This window comes from Geodermatophilus telluris (genome assembly GCF_900102745.1).
GTDB lineage: Bacteria > Actinomycetota > Actinomycetes > Mycobacteriales > Geodermatophilaceae > Geodermatophilus > Geodermatophilus telluris.
In genome coordinates this window covers 486,728-503,431 of sequence record NZ_FMZF01000004.1, presented here as the reverse complement: position 1 = coordinate 503,431, position 16,704 = coordinate 486,728, and the positions used below count along the sequence as shown (strand labels likewise).

Here is a 16,704-nt window from a genome sequence, read left to right as displayed (position 1 = left end):
GGCCCGCCCGCCACTCGCGAATCGACGGAAGGCCTGCGAAGCCCAGTGGCTCAGTACATCTACTCCATGGTCCGTGCCCGCAAGGCGCACGGCGACAAGGTGATCCTCGACGACGTCACCCTGTCGTTCCTGCCCGGCGCCAAGATCGGCGTCGTCGGGCCCAACGGCGCCGGCAAGTCGACGGTCCTGCAGATCATGGCCGGTCTGCAGCAGCCCTCCAACGGCGACGTCGTGCTGGCGCCCGACGCCACCGTCGGCATCCTGCTGCAGGAGCCGCCGCTCAACGAGGAGCTCGACGTGCGCGGGAACGTCGAGGAGGCGGTCAAGCCGCTGCGCGACGCGCTGACCCGCTTCGAGGAGGTCAGCGCGGCGATGGGGGAGCCCGACGCCGACTTCGACGCCCTGCTGGCCGAGCAAGGCGAGCTCATGGAGACGATCGAGCAGCACGACGGCTGGGAGCTCGACGCCCGCATCGAGCAGGCGATGGACGCGCTGCGCTGCCCGCCCGGCGACGCCGACGTGACCGTCCTCTCCGGTGGTGAGCGCCGCCGCGTCGCGCTGTGCCGGCTGCTGCTCGAGGCGCCCGACCTGCTGCTGCTCGACGAGCCCACCAACCACCTCGACGCCGAGAGCGTCGCGTGGCTGGAGCAGCACCTGGAGAAGTACGCCGGCACCGTCGTCGCCGTCACCCACGACCGGTACTTCCTCGACAACGTCGCCCAGTGGATCCTCGAGCTCGACCGCGGCCGCGCCTACCCCTACGAGGGCAACTACTCCACCTACCTGGAGACCAAGGCGGCCCGCCTCAAGGTCGAGGGCGCCAAGGACGCCAAGCGGCAGAAGCGGCTCAAGGAGGAGCTGGAGTGGGTCCGCTCCGGCGCCAAGGCCCGCCAAGCCAAGAGCAAGGCCCGCCTCGCCCGCTACGAGGAGATGGCCGCAGAGGCCGACAAGTTCCGGAAGCTGGACTTCGAGGAGATCCAGATCCCGCCGGGCCCGCGCCTGGGCAACGTCGTGGTCGAGACCGCCGACCTCACCAAGGGCTTCGGCGACCGGCTGCTCATCGACGACCTGACCTTCACCCTGCCCCGCAACGGCATCGTCGGCGTCGTCGGCCCCAACGGCGCCGGCAAGACCACGCTGTTCAAGATGCTGGTCGGCGAGGAGAAGCCCGACGACGGCGACATCAAGGTCGGCGAGACGGTCAAGATCTCCTACGTCGAGCAGTCCCGCGGCGGCATCGACCCCAAGAAGACGCTGTGGGAGGTCGTCTCCGACGGGCTCGACCACATCAAGGTCGGCAACGTCGAGATGCCCTCGCGGGCCTACGTCGCGGCGTTCGGGTTCAAGGGCCCCGACCAGCAGAAGCCGGCCGGCGTGCTCTCCGGCGGTGAGCGCAACCGGCTGAACCTGGCGCTGACGCTCAAGCAGGGCGGCAACCTGCTGCTGCTCGACGAGCCCACCAACGACCTCGACGTCGAGACGCTCACCAGCCTCGAGTCGGCGCTGCTGGAGTTCCCTGGCTGCGCCGTCGTGGTCAGCCACGACCGGTGGTTCCTCGACCGCGTGGCCACCCACATCCTCGCCTACGAGGGTGAGTCGAAGTGGTTCTGGTTCGAGGGCAACTTCGCCGACTACGAGAAGAACAAGGTGGAGCGGCTCGGTCCGGAGGCGGCCCGCCCGCACCGCGCCACCTACCGCAAGCTGTCCCGCGACTAGGAGGACCTCCCTGCCCCCGCTGCTCGCGAGCTCGCAGCGAGGCCCTGCAGGGAGACCGTTCCAGGACGTCACACGGCCGGCCGGAGCACCTGCTCCGGCCGGCCGTCGGCGTCTCGGGGGACGGCGACCGGCACCACGCCGCCTGCGGCCGGTCGCGGCGATGCGGCAGGGTGGGCGCCGTGCGGTACACGGTGCAGGTCCCGATGCGCTGGTCGGACATGGACGCCTACGGCCACGTCAACAACGTCGTCCACCTGCAGTACTTCGAGATGGCGCGCGTCGCGCTGTTCTTCGAGCGCGCCTCCCTCGAGGAGCGCACCGGCCTGCGCCGGGGGACGGTCGTCGCCGCCCACGACATCCAGTACAAGCGGCCGGTCGTCTACTCCGCGCGCCCGCTCGACGTGCAGGTCTGGGTCTCCGGCATCCGCGCCGCGGCCTTCACCTGCCACTACGAGGTCTTCGACCACGAGCAGCTCGCGGTCACCGGCAGCACCCTGCTGGTGCCCTTCGACTTCTCGATCGACCGGCCGCGCCGGCTGACCGCCGACGAGAAGGAGTTCCTCACCCGCTGGCTCGACGAGCCCGCCACCCCGTGACCCAGCAGCCGGGAGCGTCCCCTCCGCTCGTCGACGTCTCCGCCGCCGCGGACCCGGTCGCGGCCTTCCTCGACGCCGCCGAGCGCGGGCACCTGATCGCACTGCGGACGTCGGGCACCACCGGCCGGTCCCGGGCCGTCGTCCGCACGCCCGCCTCGTGGACCGGCTCCTTCCCGCACGTCTCCCGGCTGGCCGGCCTGGACGCCGGGGCCCGGGTGTGGGTGCCCGGCCCGCTCGCGGCGACGATGAACCTCTTCGCCGTCGTGCACGCCCGCTGCGTCGGCGCCACGGTCGTGCCGGCCCCCGAGCAGGCCACGCACGCGCACCTGACGCCCGCGGCCCTCGTCGCCGCGCTGGCCGCCGGGACCGACCTGCGCGGCCGCACCGTCGTCGTCGCCGGTGACCGGCTGGCCCGGCAGGTGGCCGACCGTGCCGTCGCGGTCGGCGCCACCGTGCACCACTACTACGGCGCGGCGGAGCTGTCCTTCGTCGCGTGGGGGAGCGCCGAGGACGACCTGCGGCTGTTCCCCGGCGTGACGGCCGAGGTGCGGGCCGGCCGGCTGTGGGTGCGCTCGCCCTGGCTGGCGCTCGGCTACGACGGCGCCGACGGTCCCCTCGAGCGGGACGACGACGGGTTCGCCACCGTCGGCGACCGCGGCAGCCTCGACGGGGCGGCGCTCACCGTCCGCGGCCGCGGCTGCGACGCCGTGGTGACCGCCGGCGCCACGGTGCTCGTCGACGACGTCGAGACGGTGCTGCGCGGGGCCACCGGCGGCGACGTCGTGGTGGTCGGGGTGCCGCACCCGCGCCTGGGGGCGGTGGTGACCGCCGTGCTCGCCGACCCCGCCCTCCTGCCGGCCGCCCGGGCCGCCGCGCGCGCCGGTCTCTCCCCGGCGCACCGGCCGCGTCGGTGGCTGCACGCACCGGCCTTCCCGCTCACCACCGGCGGCAAGGTCGACCGGGCCGCGCTCGCCGCGCTGGCCGCCTCCGGGGCGCTGTCGTCGGCGGCCCGGGCGTGAGCCGTCCCGCCGCCGACGCGCCGGTGCTGGTCGACGCGCTGCGGACGCCGATCGGCACGGCCGGCCGGTCGCTGGCCCGCCTGACCGCCGCGGACCTCGCCGCGCCGCTCGTCGCCGCCCTCGCCGACCGCCTCGACCGGCACGGGATCGCGCCCGGGGAGGTCCGGGACGTCGTCCTCGGCAACTGCACCGGTCCCGGCGGCGACGTGGCCCGGGTCGCCGCGCTGCAGGCCGGCCTGCCCGTCTCGGTGCCCGGCCTCACCGTCGACCGCCAGTGCGGCAGCGGGCTGGCCGCGATCGCCGTGGCGGCGGCGCTGGTGCGCAGCGAGCCGGGCGCGGTGCTCGCCGGCGGCGTCGAGTCCGCCTCGACCGCGCCGTGGCGCTCCTGGCCCCCGCAGGACGGCGGCGAGCCGGTGCGCTACGAGCGGGCACCGTTCGCGCCGGCCGCCCTCGGCGACCCGGACATGGGTCCGGCGGCCGACCTGCTCGCCCGCGACCGCGGGGTCTCCCGCGAGGAGCAGGACCGGTACGCGGCCCGGTCGCACGCCCGCGCCGTCGCCACCCGGTGCGCCGGCGGCTTCGACGACGAGCTCCTCCCGGTGGGCGGCGTCGCCCGCGACGACCGTCCGCGCAGCGGGCTCACCGTGGAGCGGCTAGCCCGGCTGCGCCCCGCCTTCCGGCCCGGCGGCACCGTCACCGCCGGCAACGCCTGCGGGGTCAACGACGGGGCCGCGCTGGTCACCGTGGTCGACGCCGCGACGCACCGCCGGCTCGGCGTCCCGGGCCTGCGGGTGCTGGCCACCGCGACGGCCGGCGTGGACCCGGACCGGCCGGGCCGCGGCCTGGTGCCCGCCACCCAGCTGGCGCTCGACCGGGCCGGGGTGACCCTGGACGAGATCGACGTCGTCGAGCTCAACGAGGCCTTCGCCGGGCAGGTGCTCGCCTGCTGCGCCGAGCTGGACCTGGACCCCGAGCGGGTCTGCCCCGAGGGGGGAGCGCTCGCGCTCGGCCACCCGTGGGGCGCGTCGGGCGCCGTCCTCGCCGTCCGGCTGTTCTCCCAGCTCGTCCGCCGCCCCGGCGGCCGGCTCGGCCTGGCCGCCATCGCGGTGGGCGGCGGGCAGGGTGTCGCGGTGGTCGTCGAGGCCTGCGGCTGAGACCGCAGGCCCCGTCCGCTCAGCGGGCCGGCGCCCCCTGGACGACGCCGCCGCCGGCGTGCAGCCAGTCGCGCGGCGGCGTGGTGTCGACGACCCGCTTGCCCAGCGGGAACAGGCCGACGGCGGCGAGCTTGAACGACGCGATGCCGAACGGGATGCCGACGACCGTCAGGCAGAAGGCGACGCCGGCCACCACGTGGACGAGCGCCAGCCACCAGCCGGCCACCAGGAACCAGACCAGGTTGCCCAGCGCCGAGGCGACCCCGGCGCCGGGCGCGGGCACCGTCGTCCGCCCGAAGGGCCACACGACGAAGCCCGCGAGGCGGAACGCGGCGATGCCGAACGGGATGGTGACGACGAGGAGGCAGGCGACGACCCCGGCGAGGGCGTAGGCCAGCGCGAGCAGCCAGCCGTGCAGGACCAGCCAGACCAGGTTGAGCAGCGTGCGGAGGGTGTCCACACCCGTACCACGGGCCGCGCGGCGGGGAGGTTCCGCCGGCGGGTCGTGCTCTGCCCACGCAGCCGGGGCAGAGCACGACCCGCCGCAGGACCGCGCGGGCCGGGTGCGGGACCGGTCAGCCGGTCACGAGCCGGGGGACCGGCCGGTCGGCACCCGTGGGCGCCCCGCGCTCGGCCGCCTCCTCCTCGGGCACCGGCCGGACGACGGCCCCCTCGCCGACCTCCGCGCCGACGAACACGCCCGCGTTCACCCCGCCGCGGTGCACCATCGCCTTGACCAGCCGTGCGCCGGTGAGCCGCTCGAGGTGGGTGCAGGGCGGGCAGCGCTTGGCGCCGAAGAGCAGCGCGTCGCCGACGGCGAACCAGCGGCCCACCAGTGCGGGCAGGTCGACGCCGGTGGTGACCAGGTTGCGGCGGGTGTCCCCGGGCGCGAGCGCGACGCCCACCTCGGCGGCGACCGCGGCGACGTCGGCGGCGTCGATCAGCGTGAGCTGCTTCTCCAGCTCGGGGTACTGCGCCCACGTGCCGCCGCCGAGGGCGTAGCGGTCGCCCTCCAGTCCGCGGCCGGCCAGCAGCCGCGCGGAGGCCACCCGCCGCATGGGCGCCGCGGCCGTCGGGGTCAGCCAGATCTCGGTCAGCGTGCCGGTCATCGCGGGGCCTCCTGGGTGCGGCGGCGGCGGGGACGGGACGGGACGTCGTCGGCGCCGCGGGCGTCGAGCGCCTCGCTGACGTCGTGGGCCATCTGCAGCACCTGCACCAGCAGCGGCGCGACCGTCGTCCGCAACGCCCGGACCCCTCGGCCCGACCCTCCCCGCGCGGCCTGCGCCGCCCGGATCCGGTCGGCGCGCTCGACGAGCACCGGGATGAACCGCAGCGCCAGGGCGACCACCAGGCCCACCCGGGCCGGCCGGACGCCGACCAGCCGCAGCGGGGCGCACAGCCGCTCGACCACCCGGACCATCTCGCTGACCCGGGTCGTCGCCGTCACCACGGCCGCGGCGAGCACCAGGGTCAGCAGCCGCAGCGCCACCTGTGCGCCGGTCCGCAGGTCGGTGGTCAGCGCGTGGACGGCGAGCAGCGCCACCAGCCACCACCCGACCGCCCGTGCCTGCCGGGCCAGCACCGCCACCGGCAGCCGGGCGACGAGCAGCCCGACGGCGACCGTGCCGAGCAGCGCCGCGGCGGCCCCGGCGAGCGTGGGCAGCCAGAAGAGGGCGATGGCGAGGGTGGCGAGGGCGAGCAGCTTCGCCCCGGCCGGCACCCGGTGCACCACGCTGGCCCGGGGGACGTACAGCGCCAGGGTCACCGGACCGCCATCAGCGCGCGGTAGGCGGCCACCGCCGGACCCGGGGCGGCGTCCTCGACCACCCGGCCGCCGTCGACCACCAGCACCCGGTCGAAGCCGTCGAGCAGGTCGAGCTGGTGGGTGACCACGACCACCTGCTGGTCGAGCCCGGCGATCAGCTCGGCCACCCGGCGGGCGTTGACCAGGTCCAGCAGCGTGGTGGGCTCGTCGAACACGATGCGGGCCGGGCGCATGACCAGCACGCCGGCGATGGCCAGCAGCTGCTTCTGCCCGCCCGAGAGCAGGTGCGCCGGGTGGTCGGCGTGCCCGGCCAGGCCGTACCGCGCGAGCACCTCGGCGACGCGGGCGGCGCGCTCGTCCGGCGGCACCCCCTGGTTCTCCAGGCCGTAGGCGACGTCCTCGGCCACCGTGGGGTGCACGATCTGCGCGTCGGGATCCTGGAACACGAACCCGACGCGGCGCCGCACGGCACGCACCTGGGTACGGGTGTCCAGCCCGTCGACGAGCACCCGCCCCTCACTGGGCACGACCAGGCCGTTGAGCAGCCGGGCGAGGGTGCTCTTGCCCGACCCGTTGGCCCCGATGACCCCCACCCGCGCCTCGCGGAACGTCAGGTCGACGCCGTCGAGCACCACCCGCTCCCCGTACCGGTGTCCCACGCCGCGCAGCTCGATGCCGCGCGCGGGGTCGGCGACGTCGTCCGCGGCCGGGGCCGCACCGGGACGGCGGAACCTCACCGGGCGCCGGCGGCCCGCCGGGGACGCTCGATCACCGGGTAGCTGCGCCGCACGACGTCGGCGACGGCCGCGGCGACGAAGGCCTTGAACAGGTCGCCCGGGACGAAGAGCGCGGCGCCGGACCAGAGCGCCTCGGCCCAGGGCAGCCCGGTGGCGACCTTGAGCACCGGGACGCCGACGGCGTAGACGACGGCGAGGCCGCCGACGACGTTGACCAGCGTGCCGACCAGGACGTTGTAGCGGTCCCAGGTGCGCTCGGTCAGCAGGCCGATGACGAGGGCGGCCACCGGCCAGCTGAGCAGGTAGCCCGCCGTGGGCCCGGCGAAGGGGGCGAGGCCGCCCCGGCCGCCGGCCAGCAGCGGCAGGCCGACCGCCACCAGGACGAGGAACAGCAGCACCGCGAGGGCGCCGCGGCGGGCCCCCAGGACGGCGCCGGCCAGCATCACGCCGAGCGTCTGCGCGGTGATCGGCACCGGACCGACGGGGATGGCCGGCAGGGTCCCCAGCACCGCGATGATCGCGGCGAAGAGGGCGACGTAGGCGAGGTCCCGGGTCTTCACGGCGTCTCCTCCACTGGCGGCGGGCGGGGCCCGCGCGGTCTCGGCGGAAGGTACCCGAGGGTGGGCCGGTGGCGGCCGGCCGGGCGCGCCCGGGCACCGGCCGGGGGATCTCCGGTGCGGTCGCCGACGGTGGCGGCGCGCTCACCTGCGGACACGCCGGTCGGTTTGCCGGGTCCCCCCGGTCCGTGTTGTCTGGGGTTCCCGAGCCCTCGGCGAAGGCGGACAACGGCATGGCAACCGGGTGGTGGGCGTCCCTGTGGTCCCGGGGACGCGCCGCACCGCACGAGCTCCCCCCGGAGCCACCGCGGGCTCCCGACGGCGGGTCCCCGCCCGCCGCGCCGCCCCCCGCCGCCGAGCCCCCCGCCGCCGAGCCCCCCGCCGCCGAGCCCCCCGCCGCCGAGCCCCCCGCCGCCGAGCCTCCCGCGCACCGCGCCCCGGCCGGTGCGACGCGCGCCCCCGTGGCACCGGCGCCGGTGCACACCGCTCGCCGACAGACGTCCGGTCCGTCCGGTCGAGCCGGGTCGCTCCCCGACCCGGCGAGCAGCACCCCGCTGCGCTTCCCCCTCCAGAGGACAGGAGCTCCATCCGTGGCACAGCTCGACAACGTCATCGCCGACCTGCTCGCCATCGAGGGTGCCAACGGCGCCGCGATCGTCGACATCGACAGCGGCATGGCCCTCGCCGCCGGCGGCACGCCCGGCTTCGACCTCAACGTGGCCGCCGCCGGCAACTCCAACGTGGTGCGCGCCAAGCTGCGCACGATCAACGACCTCGAGCTCAAGGACGAGGTCGAGGACATCCTCATCACGCTGCAGAGCCAGTACCACCTGATCAACGTGCTCAAGGGGCAGGGCAACGCCGGCCTGTTCATCTACCTGGTGCTCAACCGCGTCACCGCCAACCTGGCGCTGGCCCGGCACAAGCTGCGCGCCGTCGCGGCGACCGTGGCCGTCTGACGGCCCTCGGCACCCGCCCCGACGGGGCGGGTGCCGGCGTCAGGCCGCGGCGGTGGCCGCCTCGACGATGCGCTCGCGCACGGAGTCGAGGGCGAGCTCGCCGGTGTCGATCCACCGGGCGACCCGGCCGTCGACCACGATGCCGACGCGGTCGCAGCACTCGGCGAGCTCGTCGGGGTCGACCGACACCACGACGACCGAGGTGCCGTGCGCGGTGGCGTCGTCGAGCAGCTGGCGCACCTGGCGGCGAGCCCGGACGTCGAGGCCCCGGGTGGGCTCGTGCAGGACGACGACGTCGCGCGCGGAGGACATCCACCGCGCCAGCGCCAGCTTGTGCTGGTCGCCGCCGGACAGCGCCCCGAAGACGGTGCGGATGCTCAGCGTCTTGACGTCCATCTGGTGCACGGTCCGGATGACCTCGCGCAGCGTCGCGATCTCCTTGCGCAGGTCGGTGAGCGAGCCCCACGCCTCCTGGGTGAGGGTGCGGGCGATCGTCTCGCCCGGGTCGACCCCGTAGGCGTCCTCGTCGGGGCGGTAGACCGGCAGCCGCAGCGTCCCGGCGTCGGCCGGCGGCTCGCCGTGCAGCTCGATCTCGTCGGTGATCGCCGGCAGCTCCCCGGACAGCGCGTCGGCGATCTCGCGGACGCCCGACGAGCGGTGCCCGGTCAGCCCCACCACCTCGCCGCGGCGCAGCAGCAGGTCGACGCCCTCGACCCGGCCGGGCACCCGCAGGTTGCGCACCCGCAGGGCCACCTCGTCCGACGGCGCCGGGCGGGCCGGGACGGGCGCCGCGGCGCCGTCGGGCACCGCGGCGTCGTCGGGCGGCACCACGTCGTCGGGCACCGCCGCGACCGTCTCCCGGCGGACCGGGACCGACACGGGCTCGCCCACCGTCTCGGCGGCCAGCCGGACCGGGTCGAGCGCCTCGCTCGGGCTGTCCAGGGCGATCCACCCGTCGCGCAGCACCAGCACCCGGTCGACCACCTCGAGCATCTCGGGCAGCCGGTGGCTGATGTAGAGGACGCCGCGGCCCTGCCGGCTCAGCCGCCCGGCGACGGCGTGCAGGCCGGTGACCTCCGAGGGCAGCAGCGCGGCCGAGACCTCGTCCAGGACGACCAGCCGGGTGGCCTCGGCCAGTACGCGGGCGGTCTCGACCAGGCCGTGCACGAAGTGCGGCAGGTCGCCGACGAGGGTGTCGGGGTCGACGTCGAGGGTGACCTCGGACAGCAGCACCTGGGCCTGCCGCCGCAGCTCCTCCTGCGGCCGGCCGGCCTGCGCGGTGCCGCGGAAGACGGCCTGGGCGACGGTGAGCGACGGGTCGATGCGGACCAGCTGCTCGACCACGCCGACGCCGACGTGGCGGGCGTCCGCGGCCGACAGCGGCGCGTAGGGGTGGCCCAGCAGCGTCATCCGCCCGGAGTCGGCCGGGGTGATGCCGGCCACGATGTCACCGAGGGTGGACTTGCCCGCCCCGTTGGTGCCGACGAGACCCACGATCTCGCCCTCGGCGATGCTGAAGGACACGTCCCGCAGGACGCGGCGGGCCCCGAACGACTTCGTCAGAGCCTCGACCTGCAGCAGCGTCATGGACGAGCGGACCTCCCCGACCGGGCACCGGACGGCGTCGGCCGGCCGTGCGTCAGCGTCCCCCAGCGACGCTCCGTTCCGGCACGGATGCTACCCGCAGGCGGACGGGCCGGCTCCGCGGTCGGGCCGGCGACGGACCGCCGGGCCGTCCCTCACCGGTTCTGCATGCTGAAGGCGGCCATCTCCATGTACCCCCACAGCGTTGCGTCCTGCTCGTCGGTCAGCCCGAGGGAGTCGACGGCGTCGCGCATGTGCCGCAGCCACGCGTCCCGCTCGACCTCGCCGATGGCGAACGGCGCGTGCCGCATGCGCAGCCGCGGGTGCCCGCGCTCCTGCGAGTAGGTGGTGGGCCCGCCCCAGTACTGCTCGAGGAACCGGCGCAGCCGGGTCTCGGCGCCCTCCCAGTCGTCCTGGGGGTACAGCGGGGCGAGCACGGGGTCGGACCGGACGCCGGCGTAGAACCGGGCGACCAGCCGCCGGAAGGTCGGCTCACCGCCGACCTCCTCGTAGAAGGTCCGTGCCGAGGGCAGGGACCGGCTCGCCTGGCTCATGGCACCGATGGTCCCCCAGCCGGACCGTCCCCTGCCACGGCGGGGCGGGTGCGGGCGAAGCCGAGCAGCGGCGGGACCACGGCGAGCAGGCCGATGCCACCGGCCAGCGCGACGACGGCGCCCGGCGGCACCTGCTCGGCGGCCAGGCCCGCGCCCAGGGCACCGAGGCCCTGGACGCCGTAGAGCCCGCTGACGGCCACCCCGAAGGCCCGCCCGCGGTAGGCCGAGGGCACCGCCTGGACGAAGGAGACGTTGAGCGGGATCGACCACGAGGCGCCGAGCCCCGCCACGAACAGCAGCGCGACGACGAGCGCGTAGGCGCCCCGGCTCGGCCCGGCGGCGACGGCGACCAGGCCGGCCAGCAGCAGGGGCGCCAGCGACAGCGCCACCAGCACCGGCATCAGCCGCTCGCTGCGCGCCGTCCCCAGCACGCGGGCGACCACCAGCCCGCCGATGGTGACGCCGAGCGGGTTGGCCGCCAGCAGCACGCCCAGCTGGGCCGGCCCCTCGCCCAGGGAGTCGGTGAGCGGGACGGCGATGCCCTCGGCGGCGTTGGCGAACATCGTGCCGGTCCACAGCAGCGCGATGATCGCCAGCAGGCGCGGGTTGCGGCCGATCAGGCGCAGGCCGTCGGCGGTGTCCTGCCACACCGACGAGGGCTCCGTCGCCTCCCCGGCCGGTGCCGGCCGGCGCTCGAGCGTGGCGGCCAGCCAGACGGCGGAGACGACGAACGTGGCCGCGTCGGCCAGCAGCACGACCGACGGGCTGAGGACGGTCACCAGGCCGCCGGCGAGCACGAAGCCGACCACCTGCGCCACCTGCAGGCTCACGTTGGTCAGCGACGTCGCCACCGCGTACCGCTCGCCCTCGAGGACGTCGGCCATGAGCGCCGAGCGGGCCGACTCGAACGGCGGCGCGAGCAGGGAGACCAGCAGCAGCAGGACCAGCAGCACCGGCAGCGGCGTGCCGGGCACGGCCATGCCGGCGACCAGCACGCCGCGGGCGACGTCGCTGGCGATGAGCACCCGGTGCCGGGGGAAGCGGTCGGCGACGGTGGCCAGCAGCGGGCCGCCGACCGCCCACGGCAGGAAGCTCAGCGCGAAGGTCAGCGCCGACAGCAGCGGCGACTCCGTGCGCTGGTAGACCAGGACGGTCAGCGCCACGCGGGCGAGCTCGTCGCCGATCGTCGACAGCGTGTAGGTGCCGAACAGCGGCCGGAACTCGCGGACGGCGAAGACCTCCCGGAAGGTCGCCGGCCGCCCGGGTCCGCCCGGTGGCGCGTCCTCGCTCACCGCGCGCCGGCCCCGGTGGCCGACGCGCCGAGCAGCGGCGGGGGCGTCCGGATGCCCTCGGCGACGAAGCGCTCCTTGAGGCGCATCCGCAGCTCCCGGGCGACCCGCCACTGGTCGGCGTTGGTCGAGCGCACCTGCACCCGCATGACCACGCCCTCGGCGGTGATCTGCTCGACGCCGAGGGACTCGGGCTCGGCCAGCAGCACCGCTCCCCACGCGTCCTCGGCGTACATCCCGTCGGCGACCTCCTGCATCGCCCGCCGGCAGCGCTCGAGGTCGGTGTCGTGGGCGACCGGCATGTCGATGACGACCTGGGCGTAGCCCTGGCTCTTGTTGCCCACGCGGAGGATCTCGCCGTTGCGGGCGTACCAGACCACGCCGTTGACGTCGCGCAGCCGGGTGATCCGCAGGCCCACCGCCTCGACGGTGCCGCTGGCCTCACCCAGGTCGACGACGTCCCCGACGCCGTACTGGTCCTCGAGGATGATCCCGATCCCGGCGATGAAGTCCTTGACCAGGTTCTGCGCGCCGAAGCCGAGCGCCACCCCGAGGACGCCGGCGCTGGCGATGATCGGCGCCAGGTTCACCCCGAGCTCGCCGAGCACCAGGACGACGGCGATGCCGAGCACCACGAACGACGCGATGCTGCGCAGCACCGACCCGATCGCCTCGGCGCGCTGCGTGCGCCGCTGCGCGATGCTCTCCACGCCGTCGGGGTCGGCGGCCCGGACGCGGTTGCGCCACGGCCGCAGGATCGTCGGCATCGACCCGGTGGCGGTGCGGTCGGTCAGCCGCCGGATCGCCCGGTGCAGCAGCAGCCGGACGACGGCGGCGAGCACCACCACCAGCAGGATCCGCGCCGGCTTCTCGATCAGGACCTCGGCGTTCGCCGCCAGCCAGTCCAGCCCGGACCACTGGTAGACCCGGGCGCACAGAGTCGTCGGGTCCTCGACGCAGGAGGGCACGGTCTCGGCGAGCACGCTGTCGGCAGCCATCACGGACGGTAGAGCAGTCATCACTCTCCATCGTGTCAGAGAGCGGCGGCCCCGCCGGGACCCGCGGCACCCCAGTCGGTCACACCCGTGGCGGCGGCGAGGAACGCCAGCTGGTCGGCGGCCAGTCCCACCGTGCGGCTGACCGCCCGGGCGCCGTGGCCCACCGACGTCTCCCGGCGCAGCACCACCGGCGCGCCGGCCGCGGTGGCCGCCTGCAGCGCGGCGGCGAGCTTGCGGGCGTGCAGCGGGTCGACGCGGGTGTCGGACTCGAAGGTGGTGAACAGCGTCGCCGGGTACGCGGTGCCCTCCCGGACCGCGTGGTACGGCGAGTAGCCGAGCAGCCAGCCGAGCTCCACCGGGTCGTCGGCGGTGCCGTACTCGTCGTTCCACGTCCGGCCCAGGCCGAAGCGCTCGTAGCGGACCATGTCCAGCAGCGGCGCGCTGCAGACGACGCCCGCGGCGAGGTCGGGCCGCTGGGTGAGCGTGGCGCCCACCAGCAGGCCGCCGTTGGACCCGCCCATGACCGCCAGCTGCGCGTGCGTCGTCCAGCCCTCGGCGACCAGGTGCTCGCCGGCCGCGGCGAAGTCGTCGAACACGTTCTGCTTGCGCTCGCGCATGCCGGCGCGGTGCCACTCCTCGCCGTGCTCGGAGCCGCCGCGCAGGTTGGCCACCGCCCACACCCCGCCCGCGGCGACCCAGGCCAGCGCCTGCGCCGAGTAGGCCGGGGTGAGCGCCACGTTGAACCCGCCGTAGCCGTAGAGGACGGCCGGGCGCGGGGTGTCCGGGGGACGGGTGGGGGAGGACGCAGCCGAGAGCACGAACAGGTGCACCGGCGTCCCGTCGCGCGAGGTCGCGTGCGTCTCGACGACGGTCACCTCCGGCACCTCGCCGGCCACCGGTGCCCGCTCGTCGGGCGTCAGGGTGTCCGGGGCGGTGGCGTCCCAGCGCAACACCGACGGCGGGGTCGAGTAGTCGGTGAAGCCGACCCACGCCGCCGTCCCGCCCTCCGGCGGGGCGCTGACGCCGGAGACGCTCCCCGGCGGGAGGCCGGTCACCTCGGCCAGCCGCCCCGAGCCGTCCCCGGCCCACACCGAGAGCCGGTCGGTGGCGTCGACGGAGTGGACGGCGAGCACCTGCAGCGTCCCGTCGGCGCCGTCGACCAGCGCGACGTCGGACAGCACGCCGTCGCCGGACTCCGGGACGACGTCGGCCCAGCGCTCCGGCGCCCAGGTCGCGGGGTCGGCCGGGTCGCCCACGGCCAGCCGCCAGCGCGGGGTGCCGCGGTCGCTCATCAGCCACAGCCGGCCGTCGCGGGCCACCCAGGCGGCGGTCTGCGCGTCGACGCCGACCTGCAGGGGCTCGAGCGTCCCGGCGCCGGCGAGGTCGGCCAGCCAGACGTCGTCGCGCGGCGCGGTGCCGGCCGAGGCGGAGACCACCAGCCAGCGGCCGTCGGCGCTGACCCGCACGCCGTAGTAGTTGGTGGGGTCCAGCCCCTCGCCGTGCACCAGGACGTCGCCGTCGGGGTCGGCGCCGACGCGGTGGCGCCACACGCGGCGGTGGAACTGCTCCTCGCCGGCGGGCACCTGGTCGGGCGCCAGCCGGCGGACGTAGAACAGCTCCTCACCGCCGGGCAGCCAGGCGACGGGGGAGTAGCGGCAGCGGTCGACCGGCCCGTCGAGCGCCTCACCGGTGGCGACGTCGAGGACGTGCAGCCGCGACTCCTCGTCGCCGCCGGTGGAGAGCTGGTAGGCCAGCCGGTCGCCCTCCCACGACGGCGCCCAGGCGTCGAGCGTCGTCGTCCCCGACGGGTCGACCGCCATCGGGTCGACCAGCACGCGCACGGTGCCGTCGGGCTCGCGGACCCGCAGCACCGCGTGCTCCTGGCCGGGGTCGCGGCGGGTGGAGAAGGCCCGGCCGCCGCGGTGCACCGGGACGCCGACCGCGCCGGCGTGCACGAGCTGCTCCAGGCGGGCGGCGAAGCCGGCGCGGGCCGGCAGCGCGCCGAGGACATCGGCGGCCAGCGCGTCCTGGGCCGCCGTCCACTCCCGCGTGCGCGGGTCGTCGGGGTCCTCGAGCCAGCGGTAGGGGTCGGCCACGCGGTGGCCGTGCAGGTCCTCGACCAGGTCGAGCCTCTCGGCGTCGGGAGAGCGCACGTCGGGGTATCGCACCCCCAGCACCGTACGGCGGCCGGTGGCTCCCCCGCGCGCCACCGGGCCTGGTCAGGGCACTATGGGCTTGCCCGCGGGCCGCCCCGGTACGGCGGTCCGGGGCCTCCGGAGGTGCTCCGTGTCGCGTTCCGCGTCCGGGTCGTCGCCGGCGGGCCACCCAGGTCCGCGCCGCGACCCCGTCCCCGTCCCCCGGCTGCCCGTGCCCTCGTCCGGCACGACGGCCGCCACCCTCCTGCTCAACGCCACCTACGAGCCGCTGTGCGTGGTCTCCAGCCGCCGCGCGATCGTGCTGGTCCTGGCCGAGAAGGCGGTGCCCGTCGACGACGCCGCCGAGGTCGTCCACGCCGAGCGGGTCAGCCTCGCCGTCCCCGTGGTCGTGCGGCTGACCCGCTACGTCCGGGTGCCCTACCCGGCGCAGGTGCCGCTGTCGCGCCGCGCGGTGTTCACCCGCGACGGGCAGACCTGCGTCTACTGCGGGAGCTCGGCCACCAGCATCGACCACGTGGTGCCGCGCAGCCGCGGGGGCACGCACACGTGGGACAACGTGGTGGCCGCCTGCCGGCGCTGCAACCACACCAAGGCCGACCGGTCGCTGGCCGAGCTGGGCTGGAAGCTGCCCAACCCGCCGCGCACGCCGAGCGGCGCGGCCTGGCGGCTGCTGGGCGCCCGCACGGTCGACCCGCGCTGGCGCGAGTGGCTCGGCGTCCCCGAGAGCGTCTCCGCGTGAGGGAGGACCGCGCATGACGTCGGCAGGCACGGCGCGCCGGCTGTGGGCACTGGCCGAGCCCTACCACGCGGTCACGTACTTCGCCGAGGAGTCGCGGGCCGCGGCGGAGGCGGCCGGGCTGACCGGCTTCTGGTCGGCCTACTTCGCGATGCGCGCCGCGCCGCTCGGGCCGGTGGGGCCGGAGGTCGTGACGGCGACCTTCGTCAACTTCGCGCCCTCCTTCGTCGCCCGCCGCGTGCCCGCGGTCTGGTCGGCGGTGACGCCCGCGGAGGCGCTGGCGGCCCGGCTGGCCGGCGTCGACGCCACGGTGCGCCGGGTGCTGGGGGAGTGGGCGGCCTCGGCCGAGGCGGCGGAGGCCGCCGCGCTGGCCCGCACCGCCGCCGAGGCGGTCGACCTGCCCGGCCGGCCGCTGGCCGCGGCGAACGCGGCGGTAGTCGCGCCCGACGAGCCCCACCTGTCGCTGTGGCAGTCGCTCACCACCCTGCGCGAGCACCGCGGCGACGGGCACACCGTGGCGCTGGTCGGCCGGGAGGTCTCCGGCGTCGGCGCCCACGTGCTGGTGGCCGCCGCGGGCCGGGTGGACCGCGAGTGGCTGCAGAAGGCGCGCGGCTGGGACGACGACGCCTGGTCGGCCGCCCGCGACGAGCTGGCCGGGCGCGGCTGGCTCGACGGGGACGGGCTGTCGGCGGAGGGCCTGGCGATGGTCACCGCGATCGAGGCCGACACCGACCGCCTCGCCCTGGCGCCGTGGCGGGCACTCGGCGACCCGCGCTGCGACCGGCTCGCCGAGCTGCTCGTGCCCGTGCGCCGCGCCGTCGTCACGGCCGGGCTGTTCCCCGACCGCAACCCGATCGGCGTCCCGCCCGAGGTCGACTGACGCC

At 76.3% G+C, this 16,704-nt stretch carries 17 protein-coding genes; 7 read left to right on the top strand and 10 right to left on the bottom strand.

The features are described 5' to 3' along the window. Nucleotides 1–45: 45 nt before the first annotated feature. The 4 genes from ettA to BLQ97_RS15675 all read left to right on the top strand — a co-directional run bounded on the left by ettA (nt 46) and on the right by BLQ97_RS15675 (nt 4,485). Nucleotides 46–1,716, top strand: coding sequence for an energy-dependent translational throttle protein EttA (gene ettA / locus BLQ97_RS15690; RefSeq protein ID WP_091366909.1), 1,671 nt, complete (start codon nt 46–48; stop codon nt 1,714–1,716). Nucleotides 1,717–1,895: 179 nt separating this feature from the next. Further along, nucleotides 1,896–2,312: an acyl-CoA thioesterase gene (locus BLQ97_RS15685; RefSeq protein WP_091367012.1), complete on the top strand. Its 417-nt coding sequence runs from the start codon at nt 1,896–1,898 to the stop codon at nt 2,310–2,312. Further along, nucleotides 2,309–3,331 carry an AMP-binding protein gene (locus tag BLQ97_RS15680; RefSeq protein ID WP_091366908.1) on the top strand — a complete coding sequence of 341 codons (1,023 nt, stop codon included), beginning with the start codon at nt 2,309–2,311 and terminating at the stop codon, nt 3,329–3,331. The genes BLQ97_RS15685 and BLQ97_RS15680 overlap by 4 nt, the downstream gene beginning before the upstream one ends. Then, the gene (locus tag BLQ97_RS15675) at nt 3,328–4,485 is read left to right on the top strand and encodes a thiolase family protein (protein WP_091366907.1); all 1,158 of its coding nucleotides are present in this window, start codon (nt 3,328–3,330) and stop codon (nt 4,483–4,485) included. Before BLQ97_RS15680 ends, BLQ97_RS15675 begins: the two co-directional genes overlap by 4 nt. Before the next feature lie 19 nt (nt 4,486–4,504). Here the strand turns inward: BLQ97_RS15675 and BLQ97_RS15670 are convergent, their stop codons facing one another. The 5 genes from BLQ97_RS15670 to BLQ97_RS15650 all read right to left on the bottom strand — a co-directional run bounded on the left by BLQ97_RS15670 (nt 4,505) and on the right by BLQ97_RS15650 (nt 7,547). Beyond that, nucleotides 4,505–4,945, bottom strand: coding sequence for a YccF domain-containing protein (locus tag BLQ97_RS15670; protein WP_091366906.1), 441 nt, complete (start codon nt 4,943–4,945; stop codon nt 4,505–4,507). A 115-nt stretch (nt 4,946–5,060) separates the two neighbouring features. Continuing rightward, complete coding sequence (locus BLQ97_RS15665; RefSeq protein ID WP_091366905.1) at nt 5,061–5,594, bottom strand: MOSC domain-containing protein; 534 nt, start codon at nt 5,592–5,594, stop codon at nt 5,061–5,063. Next, nucleotides 5,591–6,250: an energy-coupling factor transporter transmembrane component T family protein gene (locus BLQ97_RS15660; RefSeq protein ID WP_091366904.1), complete on the bottom strand. Its 660-nt coding sequence runs from the start codon at nt 6,248–6,250 to the stop codon at nt 5,591–5,593. The genes BLQ97_RS15665 and BLQ97_RS15660 overlap by 4 nt, the downstream gene beginning before the upstream one ends. Then, complete coding sequence (locus tag BLQ97_RS15655; protein WP_175471762.1) at nt 6,247–6,987, bottom strand: energy-coupling factor ABC transporter ATP-binding protein; 741 nt, start codon at nt 6,985–6,987, stop codon at nt 6,247–6,249. The genes BLQ97_RS15660 and BLQ97_RS15655 overlap by 4 nt, the downstream gene beginning before the upstream one ends. Then, nucleotides 6,984–7,547 carry a biotin transporter BioY gene (locus BLQ97_RS15650; protein ID WP_091366903.1) on the bottom strand — a complete coding sequence of 188 codons (564 nt, stop codon included), beginning with the start codon at nt 7,545–7,547 and terminating at the stop codon, nt 6,984–6,986. Before BLQ97_RS15650 ends, BLQ97_RS15655 begins: the two co-directional genes overlap by 4 nt. Before the next feature lie 587 nt (nt 7,548–8,134). Between BLQ97_RS15650 and BLQ97_RS15645 the strand changes: the two genes are divergently transcribed. Further along, nucleotides 8,135–8,503 (top strand): hypothetical protein, encoded by a 369-nt coding sequence (locus tag BLQ97_RS15645; protein WP_091112456.1) that lies wholly within the window; start codon nt 8,135–8,137, stop codon nt 8,501–8,503. A gap of 39 nt (nt 8,504–8,542) precedes the next feature. Here BLQ97_RS15645 and BLQ97_RS15640 read toward each other — a convergent pair whose 3' ends face one another. From BLQ97_RS15640 to BLQ97_RS15620, 5 genes are all read right to left on the bottom strand, one after another. Then, nucleotides 8,543–10,090, bottom strand: a complete 1,548-nt coding sequence (locus tag BLQ97_RS15640; RefSeq protein WP_091366902.1) for an ATP-binding cassette domain-containing protein — start codon at nt 10,088–10,090, stop codon at nt 8,543–8,545. A 152-nt stretch (nt 10,091–10,242) separates the two neighbouring features. Beyond that, nucleotides 10,243–10,641, bottom strand: a complete 399-nt coding sequence (locus tag BLQ97_RS15635; protein ID WP_091366901.1) for a globin — start codon at nt 10,639–10,641, stop codon at nt 10,243–10,245. Then, entirely contained in the window at nt 10,638–11,933 is a 1,296-nt protein-coding gene (locus tag BLQ97_RS15630) for an MFS transporter (protein WP_139173692.1), read from the bottom strand. The genes BLQ97_RS15635 and BLQ97_RS15630 overlap by 4 nt, the downstream gene beginning before the upstream one ends. Beyond that, nucleotides 11,930–12,928 carry a mechanosensitive ion channel family protein gene (locus tag BLQ97_RS15625; protein WP_245692229.1) on the bottom strand — a complete coding sequence of 333 codons (999 nt, stop codon included), beginning with the start codon at nt 12,926–12,928 and terminating at the stop codon, nt 11,930–11,932. The genes BLQ97_RS15630 and BLQ97_RS15625 overlap by 4 nt, the downstream gene beginning before the upstream one ends. 35 nt (nt 12,929–12,963) lie before the next feature. Continuing rightward, entirely contained in the window at nt 12,964–15,096 is a 2,133-nt protein-coding gene (locus BLQ97_RS15620) for a prolyl oligopeptidase family serine peptidase (RefSeq protein WP_245692227.1), read from the bottom strand. 199 nt (nt 15,097–15,295) lie between these two features. Between BLQ97_RS15620 and BLQ97_RS15615 the strand changes: the two genes are divergently transcribed. Together BLQ97_RS15615 and BLQ97_RS15610 are read left to right on the top strand one after the other, a co-directional pair. Continuing rightward, the gene (locus tag BLQ97_RS15615) at nt 15,296–15,823 is read left to right on the top strand and encodes an HNH endonuclease (RefSeq protein WP_245692225.1); all 528 of its coding nucleotides are present in this window, start codon (nt 15,296–15,298) and stop codon (nt 15,821–15,823) included. Nucleotides 15,824–15,836: 13 nt separating this feature from the next. Continuing rightward, entirely contained in the window at nt 15,837–16,700 is an 864-nt protein-coding gene (locus tag BLQ97_RS15610) for an SCO6745 family protein (RefSeq protein WP_091366898.1), read from the top strand. Nucleotides 16,701–16,704 lie beyond the last annotated feature (4 nt).

Excerpts from the sequence above, each read along its gene's own strand:
- BLQ97_RS15665 (WP_091366905.1), bottom strand. The coding sequence starts at position 5,594 with ATGACCGGCACGCTGACCGAGATCTGGCTGACCCCGACGGCCGCGGCG.
- BLQ97_RS15640 (WP_091366902.1), bottom strand. The coding sequence starts at position 10,090 with ATGACGCTGCTGCAGGTCGAGGCTCTGACGAAGTCGTTCGGGGCCCGC.
- BLQ97_RS15635 (WP_091366901.1), bottom strand. The coding sequence starts at position 10,641 with ATGAGCCAGGCGAGCCGGTCCCTGCCCTCGGCACGGACCTTCTACGAG.
- BLQ97_RS15625 (WP_245692229.1), bottom strand. The coding sequence starts at position 12,928 with ATGGCTGCCGACAGCGTGCTCGCCGAGACCGTGCCCTCCTGCGTCGAG.
- BLQ97_RS15610 (WP_091366898.1), top strand. The coding sequence starts at position 15,837 with ATGACGTCGGCAGGCACGGCGCGCCGGCTGTGGGCACTGGCCGAGCCC.